The 19,658-nt window shown below is 60.4% G+C and carries 19 protein-coding genes; 16 read left to right on the forward strand and 3 right to left on the reverse strand.

The features are described 5' to 3' along the window. Window positions 1-439 precede the first annotated feature (439 nt). The 10 genes from LKX83_RS21660 to LKX83_RS21705 all read left to right on the forward strand — a co-directional run bounded on the left by LKX83_RS21660 (window position 440) and on the right by LKX83_RS21705 (window position 9,489). A complete protein-coding gene (locus LKX83_RS21660) occupies window positions 440-661 on the forward strand; it encodes an RNA polymerase sigma factor (RefSeq protein WP_227884802.1) in 222 nt (73 codons plus the stop codon). Between the two features lie 29 nt (window positions 662-690). Continuing rightward, on the forward strand, window positions 691-972 hold the full coding sequence (locus LKX83_RS21665) for a sigma factor-like helix-turn-helix DNA-binding protein (protein WP_227884804.1): 282 nt from the start codon (window positions 691-693) through the stop codon (window positions 970-972). Further along, a complete protein-coding gene (locus LKX83_RS21670) occupies window positions 959-2,317 on the forward strand; it encodes a hypothetical protein (RefSeq protein WP_227884805.1) in 1,359 nt (452 codons plus the stop codon). The genes LKX83_RS21665 and LKX83_RS21670 overlap by 14 nt, the downstream gene beginning before the upstream one ends. Before the next feature lie 48 nt (window positions 2,318-2,365). Then, the gene (locus LKX83_RS21675) at window positions 2,366-2,935 is read left to right on the forward strand and encodes a DUF1802 family protein (RefSeq protein WP_227884808.1); all 570 of its coding nucleotides are present in this window, start codon (window positions 2,366-2,368) and stop codon (window positions 2,933-2,935) included. Window positions 2,936-3,150: 215 nt separating this feature from the next. Next, window positions 3,151-3,933 (forward strand): Fe-S cluster assembly ATPase SufC, encoded by a 783-nt coding sequence (sufC, locus tag LKX83_RS21680; protein ID WP_227884810.1) that lies wholly within the window; start codon window positions 3,151-3,153, stop codon window positions 3,931-3,933. A 24-nt stretch (window positions 3,934-3,957) separates the two neighbouring features. After that, window positions 3,958-5,262: a Fe-S cluster assembly protein SufD gene (gene sufD, locus LKX83_RS21685; RefSeq protein ID WP_227884811.1), complete on the forward strand. Its 1,305-nt coding sequence runs from the start codon at window positions 3,958-3,960 to the stop codon at window positions 5,260-5,262. Next, window positions 5,263-6,492 carry a cysteine desulfurase gene (locus LKX83_RS21690; protein ID WP_227884813.1) on the forward strand — a complete coding sequence of 410 codons (1,230 nt, stop codon included), beginning with the start codon at window positions 5,263-5,265 and terminating at the stop codon, window positions 6,490-6,492. It abuts the gene before it with no gap. Then, window positions 6,476-6,928 carry a Fe-S cluster assembly sulfur transfer protein SufU gene (sufU, locus tag LKX83_RS21695; RefSeq protein WP_227884815.1) on the forward strand — a complete coding sequence of 151 codons (453 nt, stop codon included), beginning with the start codon at window positions 6,476-6,478 and terminating at the stop codon, window positions 6,926-6,928. Before LKX83_RS21690 ends, sufU begins: the two co-directional genes overlap by 17 nt. A gap of 20 nt (window positions 6,929-6,948) precedes the next feature. Beyond that, complete coding sequence (gene sufB, locus LKX83_RS21700) at window positions 6,949-8,346, forward strand: Fe-S cluster assembly protein SufB (RefSeq protein ID WP_227884819.1); 1,398 nt, start codon at window positions 6,949-6,951, stop codon at window positions 8,344-8,346. Window positions 8,347-8,505: 159 nt separating this feature from the next. After that, window positions 8,506-9,489 (forward strand): C40 family peptidase, encoded by a 984-nt coding sequence (locus LKX83_RS21705; protein ID WP_227884821.1) that lies wholly within the window; start codon window positions 8,506-8,508, stop codon window positions 9,487-9,489. A 192-nt stretch (window positions 9,490-9,681) separates the two neighbouring features. Here LKX83_RS21705 and LKX83_RS21710 read toward each other — a convergent pair whose 3' ends face one another. The 3 genes from LKX83_RS21710 to LKX83_RS21720 form a co-directional block, all read right to left on the reverse strand. Further along, window positions 9,682-10,716: an HD-GYP domain-containing protein gene (locus tag LKX83_RS21710; RefSeq protein ID WP_227884823.1), complete on the reverse strand. Its 1,035-nt coding sequence runs from the start codon at window positions 10,714-10,716 to the stop codon at window positions 9,682-9,684. A 418-nt stretch (window positions 10,717-11,134) separates the two neighbouring features. After that, window positions 11,135-12,181 carry a ThiF family adenylyltransferase gene (locus LKX83_RS21715; RefSeq protein WP_227884825.1) on the reverse strand — a complete coding sequence of 349 codons (1,047 nt, stop codon included), beginning with the start codon at window positions 12,179-12,181 and terminating at the stop codon, window positions 11,135-11,137. After that, the gene (locus tag LKX83_RS21720; protein WP_227884969.1) at window positions 12,178-12,936 is read right to left on the reverse strand and encodes a molybdenum cofactor biosynthesis protein; all 759 of its coding nucleotides are present in this window, start codon (window positions 12,934-12,936) and stop codon (window positions 12,178-12,180) included. The genes LKX83_RS21715 and LKX83_RS21720 overlap by 4 nt, the downstream gene beginning before the upstream one ends. A gap of 141 nt (window positions 12,937-13,077) precedes the next feature. Here LKX83_RS21720 and moaA point away from each other — a divergent pair, with 141 nt between their 5' ends. From moaA to yfkAB, 6 genes are all read left to right on the forward strand, one after another. Then, the gene (moaA, locus tag LKX83_RS21725) at window positions 13,078-14,082 is read left to right on the forward strand and encodes a GTP 3',8-cyclase MoaA (protein ID WP_227884827.1); all 1,005 of its coding nucleotides are present in this window, start codon (window positions 13,078-13,080) and stop codon (window positions 14,080-14,082) included. Window positions 14,083-14,149: 67 nt separating this feature from the next. After that, the gene (locus LKX83_RS21730; RefSeq protein WP_227884835.1) at window positions 14,150-14,614 is read left to right on the forward strand and encodes a molybdopterin-dependent oxidoreductase; all 465 of its coding nucleotides are present in this window, start codon (window positions 14,150-14,152) and stop codon (window positions 14,612-14,614) included. Between the two features lie 31 nt (window positions 14,615-14,645). Next, window positions 14,646-16,112: a bifunctional metallophosphatase/5'-nucleotidase gene (locus LKX83_RS21735; RefSeq protein WP_227884838.1), complete on the forward strand. Its 1,467-nt coding sequence runs from the start codon at window positions 14,646-14,648 to the stop codon at window positions 16,110-16,112. Window positions 16,113-16,121: 9 nt separating this feature from the next. Next, a complete protein-coding gene (locus tag LKX83_RS21740) occupies window positions 16,122-16,967 on the forward strand; it encodes an undecaprenyl-diphosphate phosphatase (RefSeq protein ID WP_227884840.1) in 846 nt (281 codons plus the stop codon). A gap of 354 nt (window positions 16,968-17,321) precedes the next feature. Further along, window positions 17,322-18,347 (forward strand): HD-GYP domain-containing protein, encoded by a 1,026-nt coding sequence (locus tag LKX83_RS21745; protein WP_370639111.1) that lies wholly within the window; start codon window positions 17,322-17,324, stop codon window positions 18,345-18,347. Window positions 18,348-18,473: 126 nt separating this feature from the next. Continuing rightward, entirely contained in the window at window positions 18,474-19,631 is a 1,158-nt protein-coding gene (gene yfkAB / locus LKX83_RS21750) for a radical SAM/CxCxxxxC motif protein YfkAB (RefSeq protein ID WP_227884848.1), read from the forward strand. The last annotated feature ends 27 nt before the right edge of the window (window positions 19,632-19,658 follow it).

Below are 19,658 nucleotides of genomic sequence, written 5' to 3' on the forward strand. Positions count from 1 at the left end.
CCGCATGTACGGTGGTGTGAGAAGACGGGGGTTAGTCGCCCCCTCTTACTCGATTGCCTATTTCCTCAGTTCGGTGTAGCTCGTGTTGGAGCGTTCTTTCGGTTCATGGCCATCTATCTATTCGAAATTTCATATAAAAGGGATCTCCAATGCTTCAAAATCCGCAAATGAGCTTGAAAAATCGAATACAATCCTGCCTTTTGGCGGGCAAGAGGTCATTTGAATGCGAAAAATCGAACAGATACGCGTGAAGGGGGAAGTAAGAAGCCGCCGCCTTTACCACTCGTTACCGCATCCGCCCCGATGCGGCCTGAGCCAAGGACTAAACCGACAGTTATTTGTAGAATGTTCATTCCTTTTTTTTGGATTTGGTTGAACCGAATGCAAGGATAAGCCCTCTAACGAGTAGAACAAGAAATCGGGAGGGGAGTGATCCTATTTGCCGGATTTGGCATGGGATACGGATACACGATTGGCGCAGGGCGGCGACCGGGAAGCGTTTGCCAGGCTCGTTCGGACCATGAGCGGGGAAATGTATCGGATGGCGCGCACGCTGCTGCGGAGCGACGACGATTGCGCGGACGCGATTCAAGAGGCGATCCTGCAAGCTTATCGCGGGGTGACAAAGCTGCGGGAACCGGATTTTTCAAGACGTGGATGATGCGCATCCTGATCCGGGAATGCAGGCGCATGGGTCGCCGTCGGATCGGACAGGCGCGGATCGGGACGGACGAAGGCGAGGAGATGGCGCTCCCGGATCTGGATCTGCAGGAGGCCGTGGAGCGATTGGAAGAGGCTCTCCGCATGCTGGTCAAGTTGCATTACTTTGCGGACCTGCCGCTGAATCATCTGTCGGAATTGATAGACGTTCCGGAGGGAACGCTCAAATCGCGCTTGCATCGCGCCCGCAAGCAGTTGGCCGGCTGGCTCGAAGGGTCGGAGGAAAGGGGGATGGGCTATGGGCTCCGCTAAAATAGAAGAAACGCTGCGTTCGTGGAAATGGGATTCGTCGGAAGCGGTCGACGTACCGTCCGTCGTTTTGAGCCGGATCGAGGAGACGCTTCAAACCTTGCCTACTCAGCGCTCGCTTAGACGTCATACACGTGCGCGCCGGGCCGCCCTTTCCGCAGCCGTCTCGATCGGCCTGTTCGGCATGGCAGGGCTCTTTGTCGCGACATGGGGAGGGCAAGCAGCCGATTGGCTTCGGCCTTTGTTCGGTGCCGCCACTACGTTCGAGATTTTGAGCGCCAAACCGCAGGAGCCGCTCGCCAGCGTTACCGATCAGGGAATCGAGTTTCAAGTGACGAAGGTCGATTATGATGGGCTCTATCTGACGATACAATACGCCATAAACGTTAATTCTTCTAGGGTCGTCATGGACGGTGGGGAACAAGCAAAACCGCCAATGCGGACTCCGAATGATCTTTCGACGATCGTTGCAGGAATACGGGTGGACGGAGTTCAAGTGAATTCGGACGAGCCTGATACTAAGACCTACCCGATAAACACGGAAGCGGGAGAAGAAACAAACCAGATTTATAAAGGTACTTTAAATGCAAGCATGTACAATTATCGACCGCCTTCTTTTCAGTTGAGTCTGCATGTGACCAGAATCGGAGACCTCGCGGGAACATGGGACGTACAGCTGCCGGTTGAGATGAGGAGAGGTACGTTCAATAATTTAGATATTGAAAAATCAGGATCGAGTGGCAGACTCGAGATTACAGGCATTTTGGTCAATGAATGGACGACTCAGCTCAAGTATGCAATCAATAGAGGATTGAAGGTTAATCCCAAAGTTAACACTAGCCTGGAATTAATTGACGATCAGGGGAAATGGTTGCCTCAATTTTTTAGTGAAGGCGACCTTCTGAGGGCTGCCCCGCTTCCGGCCGGAACAAAATACATCACGGTAAAAGTCATTCAAGTCGATATGGAAAGCGATTCGGCAAAAGCAGGGGTGTATTACTTCAAAACGCCTTTAAAAGAAAAACCTAATCCAAAAAAGCCGTTAAAGCTTCCGCAAGGGGATGCAGGCTACACTTTAATTACTGGCATCGAATACCTCGAGAATCAAACGGTTGTTCATTATACAACGGTAGGATCGAATCCGCTCCAACAAAACGGGTGGAACCTCATCGGAGAAGACGGAATCGAGTTACAAAGAGAGCCATACGATCTGCAGGCAAATCTTCGAGATCGAACAGCCATTTTTCCGGTCATTTCTCCGGACGAGAAACTCACCTTTCTCTCGCGAAAAACCGTTGCTCATACGTATCTTCCCGAGCTCGAGACCCGCATCGATATCCCCCGATAGCCTTTGTGCTATAATGAGAGGACATCGATGGCGGGGAGACGATTGATCATGGAACAAGCCACTGCGCTCCGGGAGTGGGCGGTGGCCGTCAAGGCGCTCGAAGCGGGCCGGCAAGTGATCGTGCTGCGCAAGGGCGGCATCGCGGAGGAGACGAAGGAGTTTCGGCTGGAGAGCCCGCGGTTCTACTTGTTCCCCTCGTACGAACATCAGAAGCAGCATCTCGTGAAGCCCAAAGCCGCGGACGGCGTGACTTCGACGCAGGACGAAGCGGCCTTGCATCCGGAGACCGTACGCATCACGTCCTTTGCCGAAGCGGTCGAAGACATCGAGGTGACGGACGCCGAGACGCTCAAGCGGCTCGAGGCTCTGCACATTTGGACGGAGGATTACGCCGAAGAGCGGCTCAAGTGGAAGAAGACGAAGCCGCTTCACGTGCTCCTGCTTCGCGTGTACAGGCTGGAAACGCCGGTCGACATTCCGCTGAAAGAGAGCTACGGCGGCTGCAAGTCTTGGCTGCGGATCGAAGAGGAGAGTGCCGCGGGACACCTTGCGCCCGTAATGACGGACGAAGCTTTCCGCGCCCAAGCGGAAGCGGTACGCAATGCCATCGCAGGATAGGTTAGAAAATTCGTATACGGACCGGTCGCGCTTTTCCAACGGAATCGCGCCCGGTTTGCTTTTTTCATGACACTTTCATAAAATGGAGGTTGAGAATCACTGAGAATCACTTTAAAATAATTATAAATAAGGATCACAGCAATCGGGTTCCCAGGATAGCGTAAGACAGGGGTCAACCTCACTTTGCGTCCTTAGAAATGTGGAGGGAAAACAATATGTCCAGTTTGTTCGAGATTCGCGGCCTCAAATCGGAAATCGAGGGTAAGGAAATCTTGAAGGGCTTCAACTTGACCATGCAAGGCGGCGAAGTGCACGCAATCATGGGCCCGAACGGAACGGGGAAAAGCACGCTCGCCTCTTCGATCATGGGCCATCCTAAATATGAAGTAACGGAAGGCGAAGTATTCCTGAACGGCGAAGACGTGCTCGAGATGGAAGTCGACGAGCGCGCGCGCGCCGGCCTGTTCCTCGCGATGCAGTATCCTAGCGAGATTACTGGCGTTACGAACGCCGACTTCCTGCGCAGCGCGATCAACGCTCGCCGCGGCGAAGGCAATGAGATCTCCCTGATCAAGTTTGTCCGCCAAATGGAAGCGAAGATGAAGGAACTCGAAATGAACCCCGAGTTCATGCACCGCTACCTGAACGAAGGCTTCTCCGGCGGCGAGAAGAAGCGGAACGAGATTCTGCAAATGCTGCTGCTCGAGCCGAAGCTCGTCATCCTCGACGAGATCGACTCGGGTCTGGACATCGACGCCCTGAAAATCGTCGCTGCCGGCGTGAACGCGATGCGCGCCGAGGATCGCGGATTCCTGATCATCACCCACTACCAGCGTTTGCTGAACTATATCAAGCCCGACTACGTTCACGTCATGATGCAAGGCCGCATCGTCAAGTCCGGCGGTCCGGAGCTGGCGGAGCGCCTGGAAGCCGAAGGCTACGATTGGGTCAAAGAAGAACTGGGCATCGTCGACGAGACGGTTGGCCAAGAAGCGTAAGAGGACAAGGGAGGTCATACAACGATGAGTACGCCAACCACCTCTTTCGGACGTGAAGCCGCGGCCAAGCTGGCCCGCAGCAAAAACGAGCCCGCCTGGCTCGTCGAATGGCGGGAGGAAGCCGGTCAGCTGGCTTCCACGCTGCCGCTGCCGAAGCCGGAGAAGACGCCGATCCATCGCTGGACGCTCGACGTCTACGGGGCTAATCGTCCGGGTCAAGCGGTCGCCTCGACCGCGCAGCTGCCGGAAGCGATCGCTTCCCTGCTCCCCGCGGAAGCGAAGGGCGCTTTGATCGTGCAGCACAATTCCGCCGTCGTGTATACGCAGCTCTCCGACGAGCTGAAGGCGAAAGGCGTCGTGCTGACGAGCCTGGAAGAAGCGGCGCGCACGCACGAGGACCTGCTTCGCCAGCATTTGATGACCGCGTACAAGCGCGATGAGCACAAGCTCGCCGCTCTGCATGCGGCGCTCTGGAACGGCGGCGTCTTCCTGTACGTGCCGCGCGGCGTCGAGATCGAGGAGCCGATTCAGGCGCTCCTGTTCGCGGACGACGCCGAGGCGACGTTCGTGCCGCACATTCTCGTCATCGCCGACGCGAACAGCCGCGTCTCGTTCGTCGAGAACGTGACGTCCGCCATCGGCGACACGGAAACGACGCTGCTGCACAACGGGGCCGTCGAAGTGTTCGCAAAGGCCGGCGCGCATGTGCGTTATGCGGCGGTGCATCATATGGAGAAGGCCGCGATCGACGTCTCGTACCGCCGCGCCGTGCTCGACAACGACGCGCGCATCGAGTGGATCGTCGGCGATCTGCACGAAGGCAACACGCTGACCGACACCAAGTCGATCCTCAAGGGCAACGGCTCGAACTCCGACGCCAAGATCATCGCCGTCGGCACGGGCAGCCAGCGCGTCAGCCTGACGACGCAGGCGGTCCATTTCGGCCGCGCATCCGAGAGCGACATGATTACCCGCGCGGTCATGACCGAAGAAGCGACCGCGATCATCAACGGCATTACGAAGATCGAGCATGGCGCGACCAAGGCGAACGGCCAGCAGACGGAGAAAGTGCTCATGCTGAGCCCGAAAGCCCGCGGCGACGCCAACCCGATCCTGCTGATCGACGAAGACGACGTCAAAGCCGGCCACGCCGCCAGCGTAGGCCAGGTCAATGCGGAGCAGGTGCACTATCTGATGTCGCGGGGCATCCCGAAGACGGAAGCGGAACGGCTCATCATCTACGGATTCCTCGATCCGGTCGTTTCCGAAATTCCGCTCGAAGGCATCCGCGAGCAACTGCAGCGCATTCTCGAAAGGAAGCTGGGGTAAATGGACGCTCTCGCGCTGAAAAGCGAATTCCCGATTCTCCATCAGGAAATTAACGGTCACCCGCTCGTCTATCTGGACAATGCCGCGACTTCGCAAAAGCCGCGCAGCGTCATCGAAGCCGTGAAACGTTATTACGAATGGGACAACGCCAACGTGCACCGCGGCGTGCACACGCTCGGCTCCCGCGCTACGGACGCTTACGAAGGCGCCCGGGAGAAGGTGGCGCGGTTCCTGAACGCTTCTTCTTCCCGCGAGATCATTTTTACCCGTGGCACGACTGCCGCTCTGAACTTGGTCGCAAGCGGCTATGCGCGACAGACGCTCCGCGAAGGCGACGAGATCGTGATTACGCCGATGGAGCACCATGCCAACCTGATTCCTTGGCAGCAAGCCGCCAAGGCGACGGGGGCGACCCTGAAGTATATTCCGCTGCAGCCGAACGGCACGATCAAGCTCGAAGACGTCGAAGCGACGGTAACGGGACGGACGAAGATCGTCTCCGTCGCGTTCGCTTCGAACGTGCTCGGCACGATCAACCCGGTCGCGGAGATGGCGAAGATCGCGCACAAGAACGGCGCCATCATCGTCGTCGACGGGGCGCAGAGCTCTCCGCACATGCGGGTGGACGTCCGCGCGCTCGACATTGATTTCTATGCGTTTTCCGGCCACAAGATGTGCGCCCCTACCGGGATCGGCGCGCTCTACGGCAAGGCGCAGCTTCTCGAACGCATGGAGCCGATCGAATTCGGCGGCGAGATGATCGACTTCGTGGACTTGTACGAATCCACGTGGAAGGACATTCCGTGGAAGTTCGAGGGCGGCACGCCGATCATCGCCGGCGCGGTCGGACTGAGCGCGGCGATCGACTTTTTGGAGCAGGTCGGCCTGGAAGAGATTCACCGGCACGAGCAAAAGTTGGCGCATTACGCGCTGGAGCGGCTGTCGGCAATCGACGGCGTGACGATCTACGGTCCCCGGGAAGACCGGGTCGGGCTCGTGACGTTTAACCTGGGCGACGTGCATCCGCACGACGTCGCGACGGTGCTGGATACGGAAGGCATCGCCGTCCGCGCCGGCCATCACTGCTGCCAGCCGCTCATGCGCTGGCTGGAGGTAACGGCTACGGCGAGAGCGAGCTTCTATCTGTACAATACCGAGCAGGATGTCGACCGTCTGGCCGACGCGCTGGTCAAGACAAAGGAGTTCTTCGGCTATGAATCCGTTAGATGACCTTTATCGCCGCGTCATTATGGATCATTATAAAAACCCCCGCAACCGCGGCACGCTCGACGACGAGTCGGTGACGGTCAATCTGAACAACCCGACTTGCGGCGACCGGATCTCCCTGCAAATGCAGATCGAGGACGGAATCGTGAAGAGCGCGCGCTTCACGGGCGAAGGCTGCTCCATCAGCATGTCGTCCGCTTCGATGATGACGGATGCGGTCAAAGGCAAGACGACCGCAGAAGCGATGGAGCTGGCGGAGAAATTTTCGGCCCTCATGAAGGGCGAAGGTCCTTCGTTCGAGGAATACGAAGACATCGAGGCGCTCTCCGGCGTGAACAAGTTCCCGGCCCGCATCAAGTGTGCGACCCTCGCCTGGAATGCGCTTCGCAAGGGCGTCGAGCAAGGACACGGCAAACACGAAGAGAACGTCGATCAATAAATCGAAGGAGGCGAATCGTCATGGCGAAGCAAATGCCCGAGCTGGAAGAGTATAAATACGGCTTCCGCGACGAGCACAAAGCCGTATTCCAATCCGGCAAAGGCTTGACCCCCGAAATCGTCCGCACGATCTCGGAGATGAAGGGCGAGCCCGAATGGATGCTGAACTTCCGCCTGAAGTCGCTCGAGCAGTTCAACAAGATGGAATTGCCGCGTTGGGGCGGCAACATGGACGAACTGGACTTTAACGACATTCAGTACTACGTCAAGCCGTCCGAAAAGCAAGGCAAGACGTGGGAGGAAGTGCCGGAAGAGATCAAGGCGACCTTCGACAAGCTGGGCATCCCGGAAGCCGAACAGAAGTTCCTGGCCGGCGTTTCCGCCCAATACGAGTCCGAAGTCGTTTATCACAGCATGCAGGAAGACCTGGAAAAGCAAGGCGTCATCTTCACCGACACCGATACGGCGCTGCGCGAGCATCCGGAGATCTTCAAAGAATATTTCGGCACGGTCGTACCGCCTGCCGACAACAAGTTCGCCGCGCTGAACAGCGCCGTCTGGTCCGGCGGCAGCTTCATCTATGTGCCGAAAGGCGTCAAGTGCGAAATCCCGCTGCAAGCCTACTTCCGGATCAACTCCGAGAACATGGGGCAGTTCGAACGCACGCTCATCATCGCCGACGAAGGCAGCTTCGTTCACTACGTCGAAGGCTGCACGGCGCCGGTCTACAGCACGAACTCGCTGCACAGCGCCGTCGTCGAAATCATCGTGAAAAAGGACGCGCGCGTCCGCTACACGACGATCCAAAACTGGGCGCCGAACATCTACAACCTCGTCACCAAGCGCGCCGTCGCCGAAGAAAACGCGACGATGGAATGGGTCGACGGCAACATCGGCTCCAAGCTGACGATGAAGTACCCGGCCGTCGTTCTGAAGGGCCGCGGCGCGAAGGGCATGGTGCTCTCCATCGCCGTCGCCGGCAAAGGCCAGCATCAGGATGCGGGCGCCAAGATGCTCCACCTCGCGCCGGATACGACGTCGACGATCGTGTCGAAGTCCATCTCCAAGCACGGCGGCAAGGTCACTTACCGCGGCCTCGCTTCGTTCGGCCGCAACGCCGAAGGCGCGAAGGCGAACATCAAGTGCGACACGCTCATCCTCGACAACGAGTCGACGAGCGATACGATTCCGTACAACGAGATCCTGAATGATAACATCACGCTGGAGCACGAGGCGACCGTCTCCAAGGTATCCGAAGACCAGCTCTTCTATCTGATGAGCCGCGGCCTGTCCGAAGCCGAAGCGACGCAGATGATCGTCATGGGCTTCATCGAGCCGTTCACCAAGGAGCTGCCGATGGAGTACGCGGTCGAGATGAACCGTCTCATCAAGTTCGAAATGGAAGGCTCGATCGGGTAATCCGAATAAATACGCTAAAGGCCCCCGGCATTTGCCGAGGGCCTTAATGCATTTTCGCTCCTGTGAGGAGATGCAGGCGCCGCCGCATAAACCATCCCCAACCAACCCATGCTAACGGGTGTGATCTCAACAAATGGCACCCGGAGGCGATTGATCCCCATGCACGATAGGATGCAACGAATGGGACGCGGCGCCGGCTGGCTGGCGGCGGCCGTGCTGGCCGTCTCGATCGGCGGCTGCGCGAGCACCAATCCCAAGGATCTCCATAAATACAGCGGCCCGGATCGCGTGCGCTCCCTCGCGGAGACAAAAGCCAGCGACGCGGCCGAGACGAGCGTCGTCCCGGTCAAGACCATTCACCATTCCGCTTATGTCTCGCTGAGCGACGTGGCGCGCGCGGCGGACCTGCACAGCGCCTGGCTCCGCGACGGCTCGTACGGCATCGGGGACCATGACCCGGTTTGGAAGTTTCGGACGGGGGACAGCGCGGCCATGAAGTCCGGAAAGACGATCAAGATGCAAGCGCCGGCCGTTAAGGACAGCAACCGGCTGTACATTCCGATCTCCGGCTTGCAGTCTCTGTTCGGCTCGGAGGTTACCCTGTACGCGCATGGCGACTCCGTATCCTTTCTCCCGCGTCCGGTGCCTCACGAGCTGGGTGCAACGGGCCTAAGCCTGCCTTTCCTGGATGCGGTGCCCGGCGCATCTAGCGATGGGAGGCCTCAGATTGCCGCAGCCGGCGCGGGGAAGGCCGATACGATCCTGTCCGACGCGCGCAAATTTCTGGGGGTCAAATACGACTTCGGCACAGGCAACTATAAGGATACCGGAACGTTCGACTGTTCATCGTTCACGCAATATTTGTTCGGAAAAGCGGGGATCGATCTGCCGCGTACGGCGCGAGAGCAGGCGAAGCTAGGCCGGTCCGTCGGCCGGGACAGCCTGCAGAAGGGAGATCTGCTGTTCTTCTACGTCCCGGGCCGGTTCAAGACCGATAACACGGTGGGCCATGTCGGCATTTATATGGGGGAGGGCAAAATGATCCATTCGAGCCCGAAACCGGATGACGGCGTCCAAATTACGGACATCAACAAGGCCTACTGGCAGGAAACGTTCCTGTACGCCAAGCGGCTTCTCGGCTGACGGACTTCACTAGGGTACGCGCAGTGCGAAATAAAAAGGGTGCCGGTCCGCAATTTGCGCGGATCGGCACCCTTTGTTCACGGATCAGAAAGTATAAGTTCACCTATCCTTCACTGATCCGTCTTCGATAAAAACGTGCCGCCATCTTCCTTGAAGACGGCGGAGCCGTTTTTACTTGGTTGGCATATCCCGTTACATAAAGACGTGCTTGATCTCGTATTCGCGTTGGACACTCAGATCGATAAACCGGTCGTCGATGCGGATAAGCGGCCGGAACCAGTCGCTTTCGTTGCTCAGTATGATCGTTCCGTGCTCCCCGTTCGTCAGCTCGACCTGCTTGCCGATGAAGTTCGGAATCATATGACGGATAAACGCGTGCGTCATTTCGCCATCGAGCTCCTCGAAGCTCAGCCGGTACAGCTCTTTGAGCACGTAGAGCAGGTCCCGCTTTTCCTGGTAGACGCGGGAGGACGTCATGGCGCTGTACACGTCCGCGATCGCCACCACCTTGGAAATCGGTTGGATCTCTTCGCCGGTCAGCTGGTTGGGGTAGCCTCGTCCGTCCTTGCGCTCGTGATGCTGCAGAGCGGCGGCCGCGATGTCCGAATCCGGGTAGGCTTCGCTCAAAATCTCATAGCCGAACTGCGGATGCCGCTTGATCATTTCGAATTCTTCCTCGGTCAGCTTGTCCGGCTTGTTGAGGATCTCCTCGGAGATGCGGCATTTGCCGATGTCGTGCAGAAATCCGGCCGTGCTGGCGCGGATCTGATCCTCCTCGTCCCAGCCGACCCACTTGGCGATATAATAGCTGAGCATGCCGACCTGCACGGAATGCTGGTACGTATAATCGTCCTGGCTGTTCAGCATGAGCAGCAGGGAGACGACGTCGCGCTCCTCGCGGAAATGGTTCATGAGCGGCTCGAAGCTTTCGTTGACGTCCTCTGCCCGGATCGTGCCTTCCTCGACCGCGCGGCGGAACAGCAGCTCGCAGCCGGCGACGGCGTCCTCGTAACGGGGAAGCAGCTTGGGGTGCACGTAAGGGGCAGGTTTGTCCAAAGGCTGCTGTCTGCGCTCGATCTCGACGTAGTCGATCTGATGTTGGTACAGACGCGAGAGCTCCCGCTCGTTCAGGATCGTTCCGCTGGAGAGGACGTGTAGCCCGTATAAGTTAAAAATATCTTCCGACAGCTGGTCTCCCGCCCGGAGATCGGTGACATGGACTCTCATGGCGCACCTCATGTGGATAGTCTGAGTCGATTGCGAAAATACCGCCAAATGGACCGCATTCAACCATATGCTACCAACTAAAACGCTTCCTTGCAACTATTTTTCCATAGAAAGAACTATACAATTACCTAAAAGGACTAGTCGCGAAGTTGCACGCCGGGGAAAAGGTGCGTAGAAAGGTCCATTTCCGAAGGTTCATGTTCTGCTCCGGGCGGATATTCGGAAATCGACTGAGAAAAAGACAACCTCCATATGAAATTTCGAACAAATAGCCGCGACGCGCAAGATCGTTCTTTCCAATCGTATCCCCCATTTGAAACTTGGCGACGGTAGGCAGATTGGCTTCAAATATCAGAAAAGCGAAGCGGCTATCGTGCCCGCTTCGCTCCGTATTCGTACGCCATGCGGCCGGGAAAATTTATTCTCCGAGCAGCTCCGTATAAACGCGCCTTGCCCGGCCGGGGTCGTCCGTGCCCGAGATGAGCGCGCGTCCGTCCGGAAAGAGGGAAAAGAGGAGGCCGTCCGTCCGGCGCAGCCGCAATAGATAAGCGTTAAGCTCGACGTCGCCGAGCGCGCGCCAGCGGCCGGCCAACCGCTCCAGATCGAGCGCGGCGGGCTCCGCCGGGGACACCTGCACCGTGTTGCGCCCGCACAGGGCGGCTGTCACGGGCTCGCGGGAGGTGTCACCCTCGAGCAGCTCGAACCGCCGCTCGGCACATACCGGACAGTCCGCACGCCGGGCATGGCCGATCCCGAGCGGCTGCCATTCCATTCGCCATAGATCAACCTGCAACAGCTTCCCGTGCAGCGCTTCCGTTCGGCCCGCCAGCAGCTTCAGCGCCTCCATCGCTTCGATCGACGCGATCGTATCGACGATGGGAGCCACGACGCCCGCCGTCTCGCAGGTGTCGAGCGAGCCGCCGGGGGGCGGCTCCGGGAACAGGCAGCGGAGGCACGGCGTCTGCCCGGGGAGAACCGTCATCGTCATGCCGGATGCGCCGACGGCGGCGCCGTAGATCCAGGGCGTGCCGGTTCGGACGCACCATTCGTTCATCAAATAGCGAACGCCGAAGTTGTCGGTGCCGTCCACGACGAGATCCGCGCCGCCCAGCAGCGTATCGGCGTTCGCGGCCGTCAGGTCGACCGCATGCGGCCGGATCGCGATGCCGCCGTTCGCGGCCGCGAGCCGCCGGGCGGCGGCGACCGCCTTCGGCGTCCCCGACGCCGCGTCCCGCTCGTCGTAGAGCAGCTGTCGCTGCAGGTTGCTCGCATCCACGACGTCGCGGTCTACGAGCGTGAGCGTGCCTACGCCGGCCCGGGCGAGTTGGTTGGCGACGACGCAGCCGAGGGCGCCGACGCCGACGATCGCGACATGGGCCCGGCCGATCCGGGCTTGGCCTTCCGCCCCGATCGGCGCGAAGCGGATCTGCCGCGCGTAACGTTCCTCGGGCGGGAACCCGGTCATCGCCCGGCTCCTTCGGCGGTGTCGAGCTCGGCGAGCGGATTCCACGGCCCGAGCTGATGGCCCTTCCATTCGGTACCGTCTTCGTACACCTCTTTTTTCCAAATCGGGACGGTCTGTTTGAGCCGCTCGATCGCGTACCGGCTCGCCTCGTAGCCGCTCGCGCGATGCGGCGAAGAGACGGCGATAAGCACGCTCGCCTCGCCGATGCCGACCGTGCCGATCCGGTGGTGGATCGCACTCAGCGTTCCGGGCCACCGCATTCCGATCTCGTCGCCGATCGCCTTCAGCGCCGCTTCGGCCATCGGCGCATAAGCTTCGTATTCGAGCGTGACGGTTCGCTGCCCGCCCGTCCATTCGCGCGTCGTGCCGACGAAGAGCAGCGCGGCGCCATGGTCGGGATGATGCACCGCCGCCAGCACTGCGTCTACGTCAAGCATCCCTTGCAAGATGGCGTAGCGGGCCCCCTCGCCCGGTTCCGTATGGTCCGGCGCGTCCTCCGGCAGACCGCCCGACACGGGCGGAAGGAGCGCCAGCTCGTCCTGGCGCGAGACGAAGGCGTCGTCGCCCGCGAACGCCTGATTGCATGCGACGAACGAGACGCCGATCAGGTCCGCTTGCGCGGGATATCGCTCGGCCAGCCGCCGCTTCAGCTCCCCGGCCGTCAACTGCTCCTCCGCCCAGGGAAGCTCGAGCGCCCGCGCTTCGAGCCGCTCGGCCAGCCCCGCGAACAATTGGATCCGCCATTTCGTTGTCATGTTCATGTCCAGCTTTCTTCCTTTCCGAGTCAAACGATGCCTGCTCCAAGCATACCATATCGCCCCCGAAAATGTTATGCTAGAGAGACTACAAAAGCGCCGGAAAGGCGTCAGGAACAAGGGAAGAAGGAGGGCTGCCCGATGTCGCCGCTCATCGACCGCTTTGGCAGAAAGCATACGTATCTGCGCATTTCGGTTACCGATCGATGCAACCTGAGCTGCCTGTACTGCATGCCCGAAGAAGGCATGAAGTTCATGGACCAGGGCCGCCTGCTGACCTATCCGCAAATCGCGGAAGTGGTGCGGACGGCGGCGGAGCTAGGCATCTCCAAGCTGCGCATTACCGGCGGAGAGCCGCTTGTGCGGCCGGACCTCGAAGAGTTGATCGTCCAGTTGAAGGCGATCCCCGGCATTCAAGAAATATCGCTGACGACCAACGGCATTCTGCTCGGCCCCCAAGCCGCCAAGCTCAAAGCCGCCGGCCTCGATCGCGTCAATATCAGTCTGGACACGCTCGATGCGACCCGCTTCAAGTTCATCGCCCGCCGCGGCGATCTCGGCAAGGTGCTCGAAGGCGTGCAGGCCGCCGCCGAAGCTGGCCTAGCTCCGATCAAGCTGAATTGCGTTCTGCTCAAAGGCGTGAACGAGGACGAGATCGTTCGTTTCCTGCGCCTGTCGCAGGAGCAGCCGCTGCATGTCCGCTTCATCGAATATATGCCGATCGGCCACGACGATGCGGGCTGGCGTGAACGCTACCTGCCGCTGAGCCGCGTGCTGGAAGAGGCGGCGAACGCGGGTCTGACGGTCGATCCGGCCGGCGAAGCCCCGGCGGGGAGCGGGCCGTCGGAAAATTTTCGGATTCGCGGCGGCGTCGGGACGTTCGGGCTGATCCACCCGGTCAGCAACCATTTCTGCAGCAATTGCAACCGTCTGCGTCTGACTGCGGAAGGCGATCTGAAGCCTTGCCTGTACTGGGTCGACGAGCTTAGCGTTCGCCCGGCCCTCGGCTCTTCGGAGGCGATGCGGGCGTTGTTTCTGCGGGCGATGGCGATCAAGCCGGAAAATCACGAGATGGGCGCGCTGCTCGCGGGCGAGGCCCAATCCCATCTGCCGACGGGGCGGCGCATGTCGCAAATTGGCGGTTGACGCGCTCGGTTGCGAGACGGACAAGAGTCGTGATACGTTAGCATAGAATAGGGAGGAGGCGCCGCTCATGCCCGTTATCGTGAGGTGGCCGGAAGGCCGCGTGGACGAGACGACGCCCGAGGCGATGGCGGCGGCGGCCGGCCGCACGTTTCCCATCGGAGAACGGGTGCCGGGCGCGCCCGGTGAGGGATTCGCCTGGCTGTCGTGGTACGAGGCCGCGAAGACGGGATCGGAGGGCGGGGCGCCGCCAACGCATCTGGTCGTGCGGGCGGAGGACGGCTTTCAAGCCGTCCTCCCCTGGGAACAGCTCGGTCAGACGCTGCTCCAGTACGCCGTGGAGGGCCGTCCTCTCGAGCAGGGCGGACCGATGCGCCTGTACGTGCCGGACGGCTCCAGCGCGTGTCTGAACGTCAAGTGGGTCGCGGAGCTTCGGATCGTGCGGGATACGCAGCTGGGAGAGGAAGCCGGTTACGGCTTTGTAAACGAAATATCACCCGGACGGTTGAGGGCAGGACTCCAAACGCGCGTGTAGCGTATCCGGGAGGGTTGGCAGGAGGGCGTAGATGAAGGAGATAGCCGACAAGCTGACTTTGCTGCATACGAACGACATTCATAGCCATTTCGAGGAGGCGGCGCAGATCGCCGCCTTCGTCAAGGATGTGCGCCGGCGGGTGCCGGAGGACGGGCTCCTGCTACTCGACTGTGGCGACCATCTCGACCGGGTGCGGCTCGAGACCGAGGGCACACACGCGGCCGTCAACCGCGCGCTTCTGGAGCAGCTGCGCTACGACGCCGTGACGCTCGGCAACAACGAGGGGCTGACCTGCACGAGGTCCCAGCTGGATTCGCTTTATCGGAACGCGTCCTTCCCGGTCATCTGCGCCAACATGCGGGAGGCCGCCACTGGCGACTATCCCTCGTGGCTGTCGCCGTCCCTCACGCTTCGCCGGGCGGGGATGACGATCGCCATCCTCGGAGTGACCGCTCCGTACCACGAGTATTACGATCTGCTCGGCTGGCAGGCGTCCGATCCGTTCGAGACGGCCGCCGCCTGGGTGGCCGAAAAACGCGGGGAGGCCGACGCGCTGATCGTCCTCTCTCATCTGGGCCTGCGCCAGGACGAGCGCCTGGCGGTCGCGGCGCCCGGAATCGATCTGATCCTCGGCGCGCATACGCATCACCTCCTCGAAACGCCGCTGCGCGTGGGGGACACGACGATCTGCGCAGCGGGCAAGTTCGGACGTCACGTCGGCATCGTGGAGATCGAACGGGACCGTAGGTCGGGGCGGCTTCGGATCGATGGCCGGTGCGTCGCCATGGCGGACCGGCCGGCCGATCCCGAGGCGCTCGCGATCGTGGAGCGCTGCGGCGAGCAGGCGCGCGCCGCGATGAACGGCGTCGTGGCGACGCTGGCCCGTCCGCTGACGGCGGAGACGGAGCAGGAGAGCCCGCTTGGCACGCTGCTGGCCATCGCCTTGCGCCGGAAGGCGGACGCGGAGATCGGGCTGACGAATGCCGGACAGCTGCTCGACGGCCTGGAAGCCGGACCGGTGACGCAGGCGCGCATCCATGCCATTTGCCCGTCGCCGATCAATCCTTGCCTCATTCTCCTGCGCGGCGAGCAGCTGCGGCGGGCGATAGAAGAAAGCCTGCTGCCAGAGTTCACGTCGCTCGAATTCCGCGGCTACGGATTCAGGGGCCGCGTGCTCGGCCGGCTTTGCCTGGACGGCGCGGAAGTCGAGTATGACGAAGACAAACCGGCGTACGAGCGGATCGTTCGCGTCATGGTGAACGGCGAACCGCTGGACGACGAACGGATCTATCGCGTCGGCACGCTGGACATGTTCACGTTCGGTGTCGGCCACCTGAGCTTGAAGGAGGGGCGGGCCGAACGATATTTCCTGCCCGAATTCATCCGTGACCTGCTTGCCGAGGCGCTGAACGACACCCGAGCCATCGCAGACTGTGCGCGGCAGCGGTGGCATACGGCGCCCTCATCGGATGGACCCGATCCTGGTAAACGGGAGTGAGAGCTTGCGATGTTGCACGGATTCGACAGCATCATCCTCGGCATCGTCGAGGGCTTGACCGAATTCCTGCCCGTATCTTCCACGGGGCACATGATTCTCACGAACAAGCTGCTAGGCTACGAAGAGGCTCCGGAGACGCTCAAGACGTTCGAGATCGTCATCCAATTCGCGGCGATCCTCGCGATCGCTTTGGTCTACCGCCGGAAAGTGTTGCAAGTACTCGGCGTACGGCGCACGGAAAAGGCGCAAGGGCTGCGCGTGGACAGCTTCCGGAAGCGCCGGCTGAACGCGCTTCACGTCCTGCTCGGCATCGTTCCCCCGCTCGCGGTCGCCTACCTGTTCCGCGACTGGATCAAGACGCTGGGGTTCACACCGACCCCGGTGCTCTGGGCGCTCGTCGTCGGCGGGATCTACATGTGGGCCTCCGAGCTGCTGTACGACAGCGGCCGCATTCGCCGGACGGCGGAGACGATGGACGACATCACGTACAAGCAGGCGCTGTTCATCGGGATCGTTCAATGCGTTTCCGCCCTGTGGCCGGGCTTTTCCCGTTCAGGCTCCACGATGGCCGCCGGCATGCTGGCCGGTCTCAGCTATCGCGCCTCCGCTGATTTTTCCTTTTTTATCGCGATTCCGATCATGACCGCCGCCACCGGCTACGAGCTGCTCGATAACGCCGGGAATTTCCGCGCGGAGGATCTCGGATTTTTCGCGACCGGCTTCGCCGTCTCTTTTCTCGTCGCGCTGCTCGTCGTCGTCGTGTTTTTGCGGCTGCTGCAGCGGATCAAACTTCGTTACTTCGCTTGGTACCGTTTTGCGCTTGCGGGCCTGTTTTGGCTGCTCGTCATGCGCTGAGCGGGATACCGGGAGCCGTCGGATTTCACCGGCGGCTTCTTGCTTTTTGGCGTCCTCAGGCGAACATCGCGGCCTTCTTTCCCCGAATGTTAGATTCGCTCTTGCGGAAATCGGCATTGCGCGCCTCACAACGCCTCATTTTTGGCTCTATGGCGAAAAATGTCGGTTTTTTGCGGAAAAACTTGCCGTCTTCTGACAAATCTCTTACATTAACAATAGAGGCAGCCGATGAAAATAGTGAACTGCCAACGTGAGGACGGATTGGGGGGAACGTGAAGTATGCGCATGATGCCGATCACATCTTGCCGACCGGGAATGAAACTTGGCAAACGAATCTTCTCGGAAGAAGGCATCGTGCTATTGGCGGAAGGTGTCGAATTGACGCAAGGCTTGATCAAGCGCTTGGCGCAATGCGGCATTCATCACTTGTTCATCCAGGACCCTCGTACGGAAGGCATCGAAATGCCCGAACTGATCAGCGAGGAGACCCACCGGCAGGTACTGCAGACGGTGCGGAGCGTCTTCCGCGATCTGATCGATTACCCGGGACGCAGGCACACGGGCAATTATCCCTATGTGGGCAAGTCTGTCCGCCAGGCGATGCATCAAATCATGGAAGAGCTTTATCGCAACCGCGACGCGATGATCATGCTGCTCGGCGTGCAAACCGTCGACCATTACCTGTACATGCACTCGTTAAACGTGTGCGTCTATACGACGCTGCTGGGGATCGCCTACGGCTATGACTCGGACGATCTGATGACGCTGGGGCTCGGAGCGCTGCTGCACGATATCGGCAAGACGCGGATTCCGATGGATGTGCTGCTGAAGCCGGGACGATTGACGGACGACGAGTTCAATCAGATGAAGCGGCATACCGAGAAGGGGTTCCAACTGCTAAAGGACGAGCCGAACATCCCGCTGCTTGCGGCCCATTGTGCGTTCCAGCACCACGAACGGCTCGACGGTTCGGGGTACCCTCGCGGGATCCGCGAGGACGAAATCCACGAGTTCGCCAAATGGATCGGGATCGTCGACTCGTACGACGCCATGACGAGCCATCGGGTCTACCGCCATGCGATGCTCCCGCATCGTGCGGTAGAAACGCTGTATACGGGCAGCGGCAGCCTCTACGACACCGATATGCTTCGTTTGTTCCGGGACAAGGTGGCGATCTACCCTGTCGGTATGGCGGTCAAGCTGAGCACCGGACAGACGGGCGTCATCGTCGACATCAACGCGGCCAGCGTGCATCGTCCGGTCGTACGGGTGCTTACGGACGAAGCGGGTGCGGATCTAAAGTCGCCCTACGACATCGACCTGTCGAAGCAGCTCTCCCTGATGATTACGAGCGTCGAAATGGAGCCTTCACTAGTGTGAGGCCGCCGTTCGCGCGTGCTGTTACGCCCCTGGAGACCAATTCGGCCGGGGGCTTTCGTTTGCTTTTGCGGGGACGGTAACAGTACAATAACAGTAACTATTCAGTCAGGACAGGGAGTATGGCTTATGCATGGCTTTACCGCTACATCTACGGCAGAAGCGCCGTTCGCGCCCCCGGCCGGGCTCGCCCCGCTCTCGCCGGCCTACGATCCGTGGGATCCGATCCGATCTTTGCGCGCCTACGGCCGCCATACGCTCACAAGCGTCGAATTCACCACGACCCATCTGTGCAACATGCGCTGCGAGCATTGCGCGGTCGGCGACAGCCTCGCGATGACGGAACCGGCCCACCTGCCGATCGATCTTATCCTTCGCCGCTTGGACGAAGTCGAGCATCTGGAGACGATCAGCTTGACCGGCGGCGAGCCGACATTCCGGGAGGAGACCGTCAAGCAGGTGCTGCTGCCGCTGCTCCGGTATGCGCGCTCCCGCGGCATCCGCACGCAGCTCAATTCGAACGTGACGCTCGATTATGCCCGGTACGAGCTGATCGCCCCCGAGCTCGACGTTATGCATATTTCCTTTAATTATACGGAGGCGTCCGATTTCCATCGGGTCGGCTTCGCGAGATCGGGCAGGGAGGTCGGCCTGGCCGCCGCGTCCCGGATGTACGAGCGGATGATGGACAACGCCAGGCGTCTCGCCGACGGCGGCTTGTTCGTCTCCGCGGAATCCATGATCAACTTCCGGACGCATGACAAGATGGGGGACATTCATAAACTCATTGCGGAGATGGGCTGTCGGAGGCACGAGGTGCACCCGATGTATCCGAGCTCGTTCGCCGCGAATCTGCCGATGCTGTCCAAGGAGCAAATGCGCGCCGCCGTCGACGGACTGCTCGACGTGCGGGATCCCGACATTTGGATGCTGTTCGGGACGCTGCCCTTCTACGCCTGCGGCGGCGACCCGTTGGAGCGCAGGCTGCTGCAGCGGCTCCGGACGGAGCCGAACGTGACCGTCCGCAACGATCCGGACGGCCGCAACCGCGTGAACGTCAACCTGTTCACCGGCGACGTCTACGTGACGGACTTTGCCTCCGTTCCGCCGTTCGGCAACGTCAAGACGGAGAAGCTGGACGACGTGTTCGACCGGTGGCAGGCGCACCCGATGCAGCAGCGGCTCAACTGCCATTGCGACGCGGCGGGCTGCTGCGGCCCGAATCTTCTCGTGACCGACATGTATTATCGGGACGTCGACTTTTCGAGCCGCCGCGCCGTGCTTTGAGTCCGCCCCGCGGGGGTAGTTGAACAG

This window comes from Cohnella baijiui (assembly GCF_020731285.1).
GTDB lineage: Bacteria > Bacillota > Bacilli > Paenibacillales > Paenibacillaceae > Cohnella.

What these genes read in the sequence shown, in the direction of transcription:
- moaA (WP_227884827.1), top strand. Translation starts at nt 13,078, where the DNA reads ATGTCGCCGCTCATCGACCGCTTTGGCAGAAAGCATACGTATCTGCGC.
- sufD (WP_227884811.1), top strand. Translation starts at nt 3,958, where the DNA reads ATGAGTACGCCAACCACCTCTTTCGGACGTGAAGCCGCGGCCAAGCTG.
- LKX83_RS21710 (WP_227884823.1), bottom strand. Translation starts at nt 10,716, where the DNA reads ATGAGAGTCCATGTCACCGATCTCCGGGCGGGAGACCAGCTGTCGGAA.
- LKX83_RS21675 (WP_227884808.1), top strand. Translation starts at nt 2,366, where the DNA reads ATGGAACAAGCCACTGCGCTCCGGGAGTGGGCGGTGGCCGTCAAGGCG.
- LKX83_RS21670 (WP_227884805.1), top strand. Translation starts at nt 959, where the DNA reads ATGGGCTCCGCTAAAATAGAAGAAACGCTGCGTTCGTGGAAATGGGAT.
- LKX83_RS21715 (WP_227884825.1), bottom strand. Translation starts at nt 12,181, where the DNA reads ATGACCGGGTTCCCGCCCGAGGAACGTTACGCGCGGCAGATCCGCTTC.
- sufU (WP_227884815.1), top strand. Translation starts at nt 6,476, where the DNA reads ATGAATCCGTTAGATGACCTTTATCGCCGCGTCATTATGGATCATTAT.
- LKX83_RS21690 (WP_227884813.1), top strand. Translation starts at nt 5,263, where the DNA reads ATGGACGCTCTCGCGCTGAAAAGCGAATTCCCGATTCTCCATCAGGAA.
- LKX83_RS21665 (WP_227884804.1), top strand. Translation starts at nt 691, where the DNA reads ATGGGTCGCCGTCGGATCGGACAGGCGCGGATCGGGACGGACGAAGGC.
- yfkAB (WP_227884848.1), top strand. Translation starts at nt 18,474, where the DNA reads ATGCATGGCTTTACCGCTACATCTACGGCAGAAGCGCCGTTCGCGCCC.
- LKX83_RS21740 (WP_227884840.1), top strand. Translation starts at nt 16,122, where the DNA reads ATGTTGCACGGATTCGACAGCATCATCCTCGGCATCGTCGAGGGCTTG.
- LKX83_RS21735 (WP_227884838.1), top strand. Translation starts at nt 14,646, where the DNA reads ATGAAGGAGATAGCCGACAAGCTGACTTTGCTGCATACGAACGACATT.
- sufB (WP_227884819.1), top strand. Translation starts at nt 6,949, where the DNA reads ATGGCGAAGCAAATGCCCGAGCTGGAAGAGTATAAATACGGCTTCCGC.
- LKX83_RS21730 (WP_227884835.1), top strand. Translation starts at nt 14,150, where the DNA reads ATGCCCGTTATCGTGAGGTGGCCGGAAGGCCGCGTGGACGAGACGACG.
- sufC (WP_227884810.1), top strand. Translation starts at nt 3,151, where the DNA reads ATGTCCAGTTTGTTCGAGATTCGCGGCCTCAAATCGGAAATCGAGGGT.
- LKX83_RS21720 (WP_227884969.1), bottom strand. Translation starts at nt 12,936, where the DNA reads ATGACAACGAAATGGCGGATCCAATTGTTCGCGGGGCTGGCCGAGCGG.
- LKX83_RS21705 (WP_227884821.1), top strand. Translation starts at nt 8,506, where the DNA reads ATGCACGATAGGATGCAACGAATGGGACGCGGCGCCGGCTGGCTGGCG.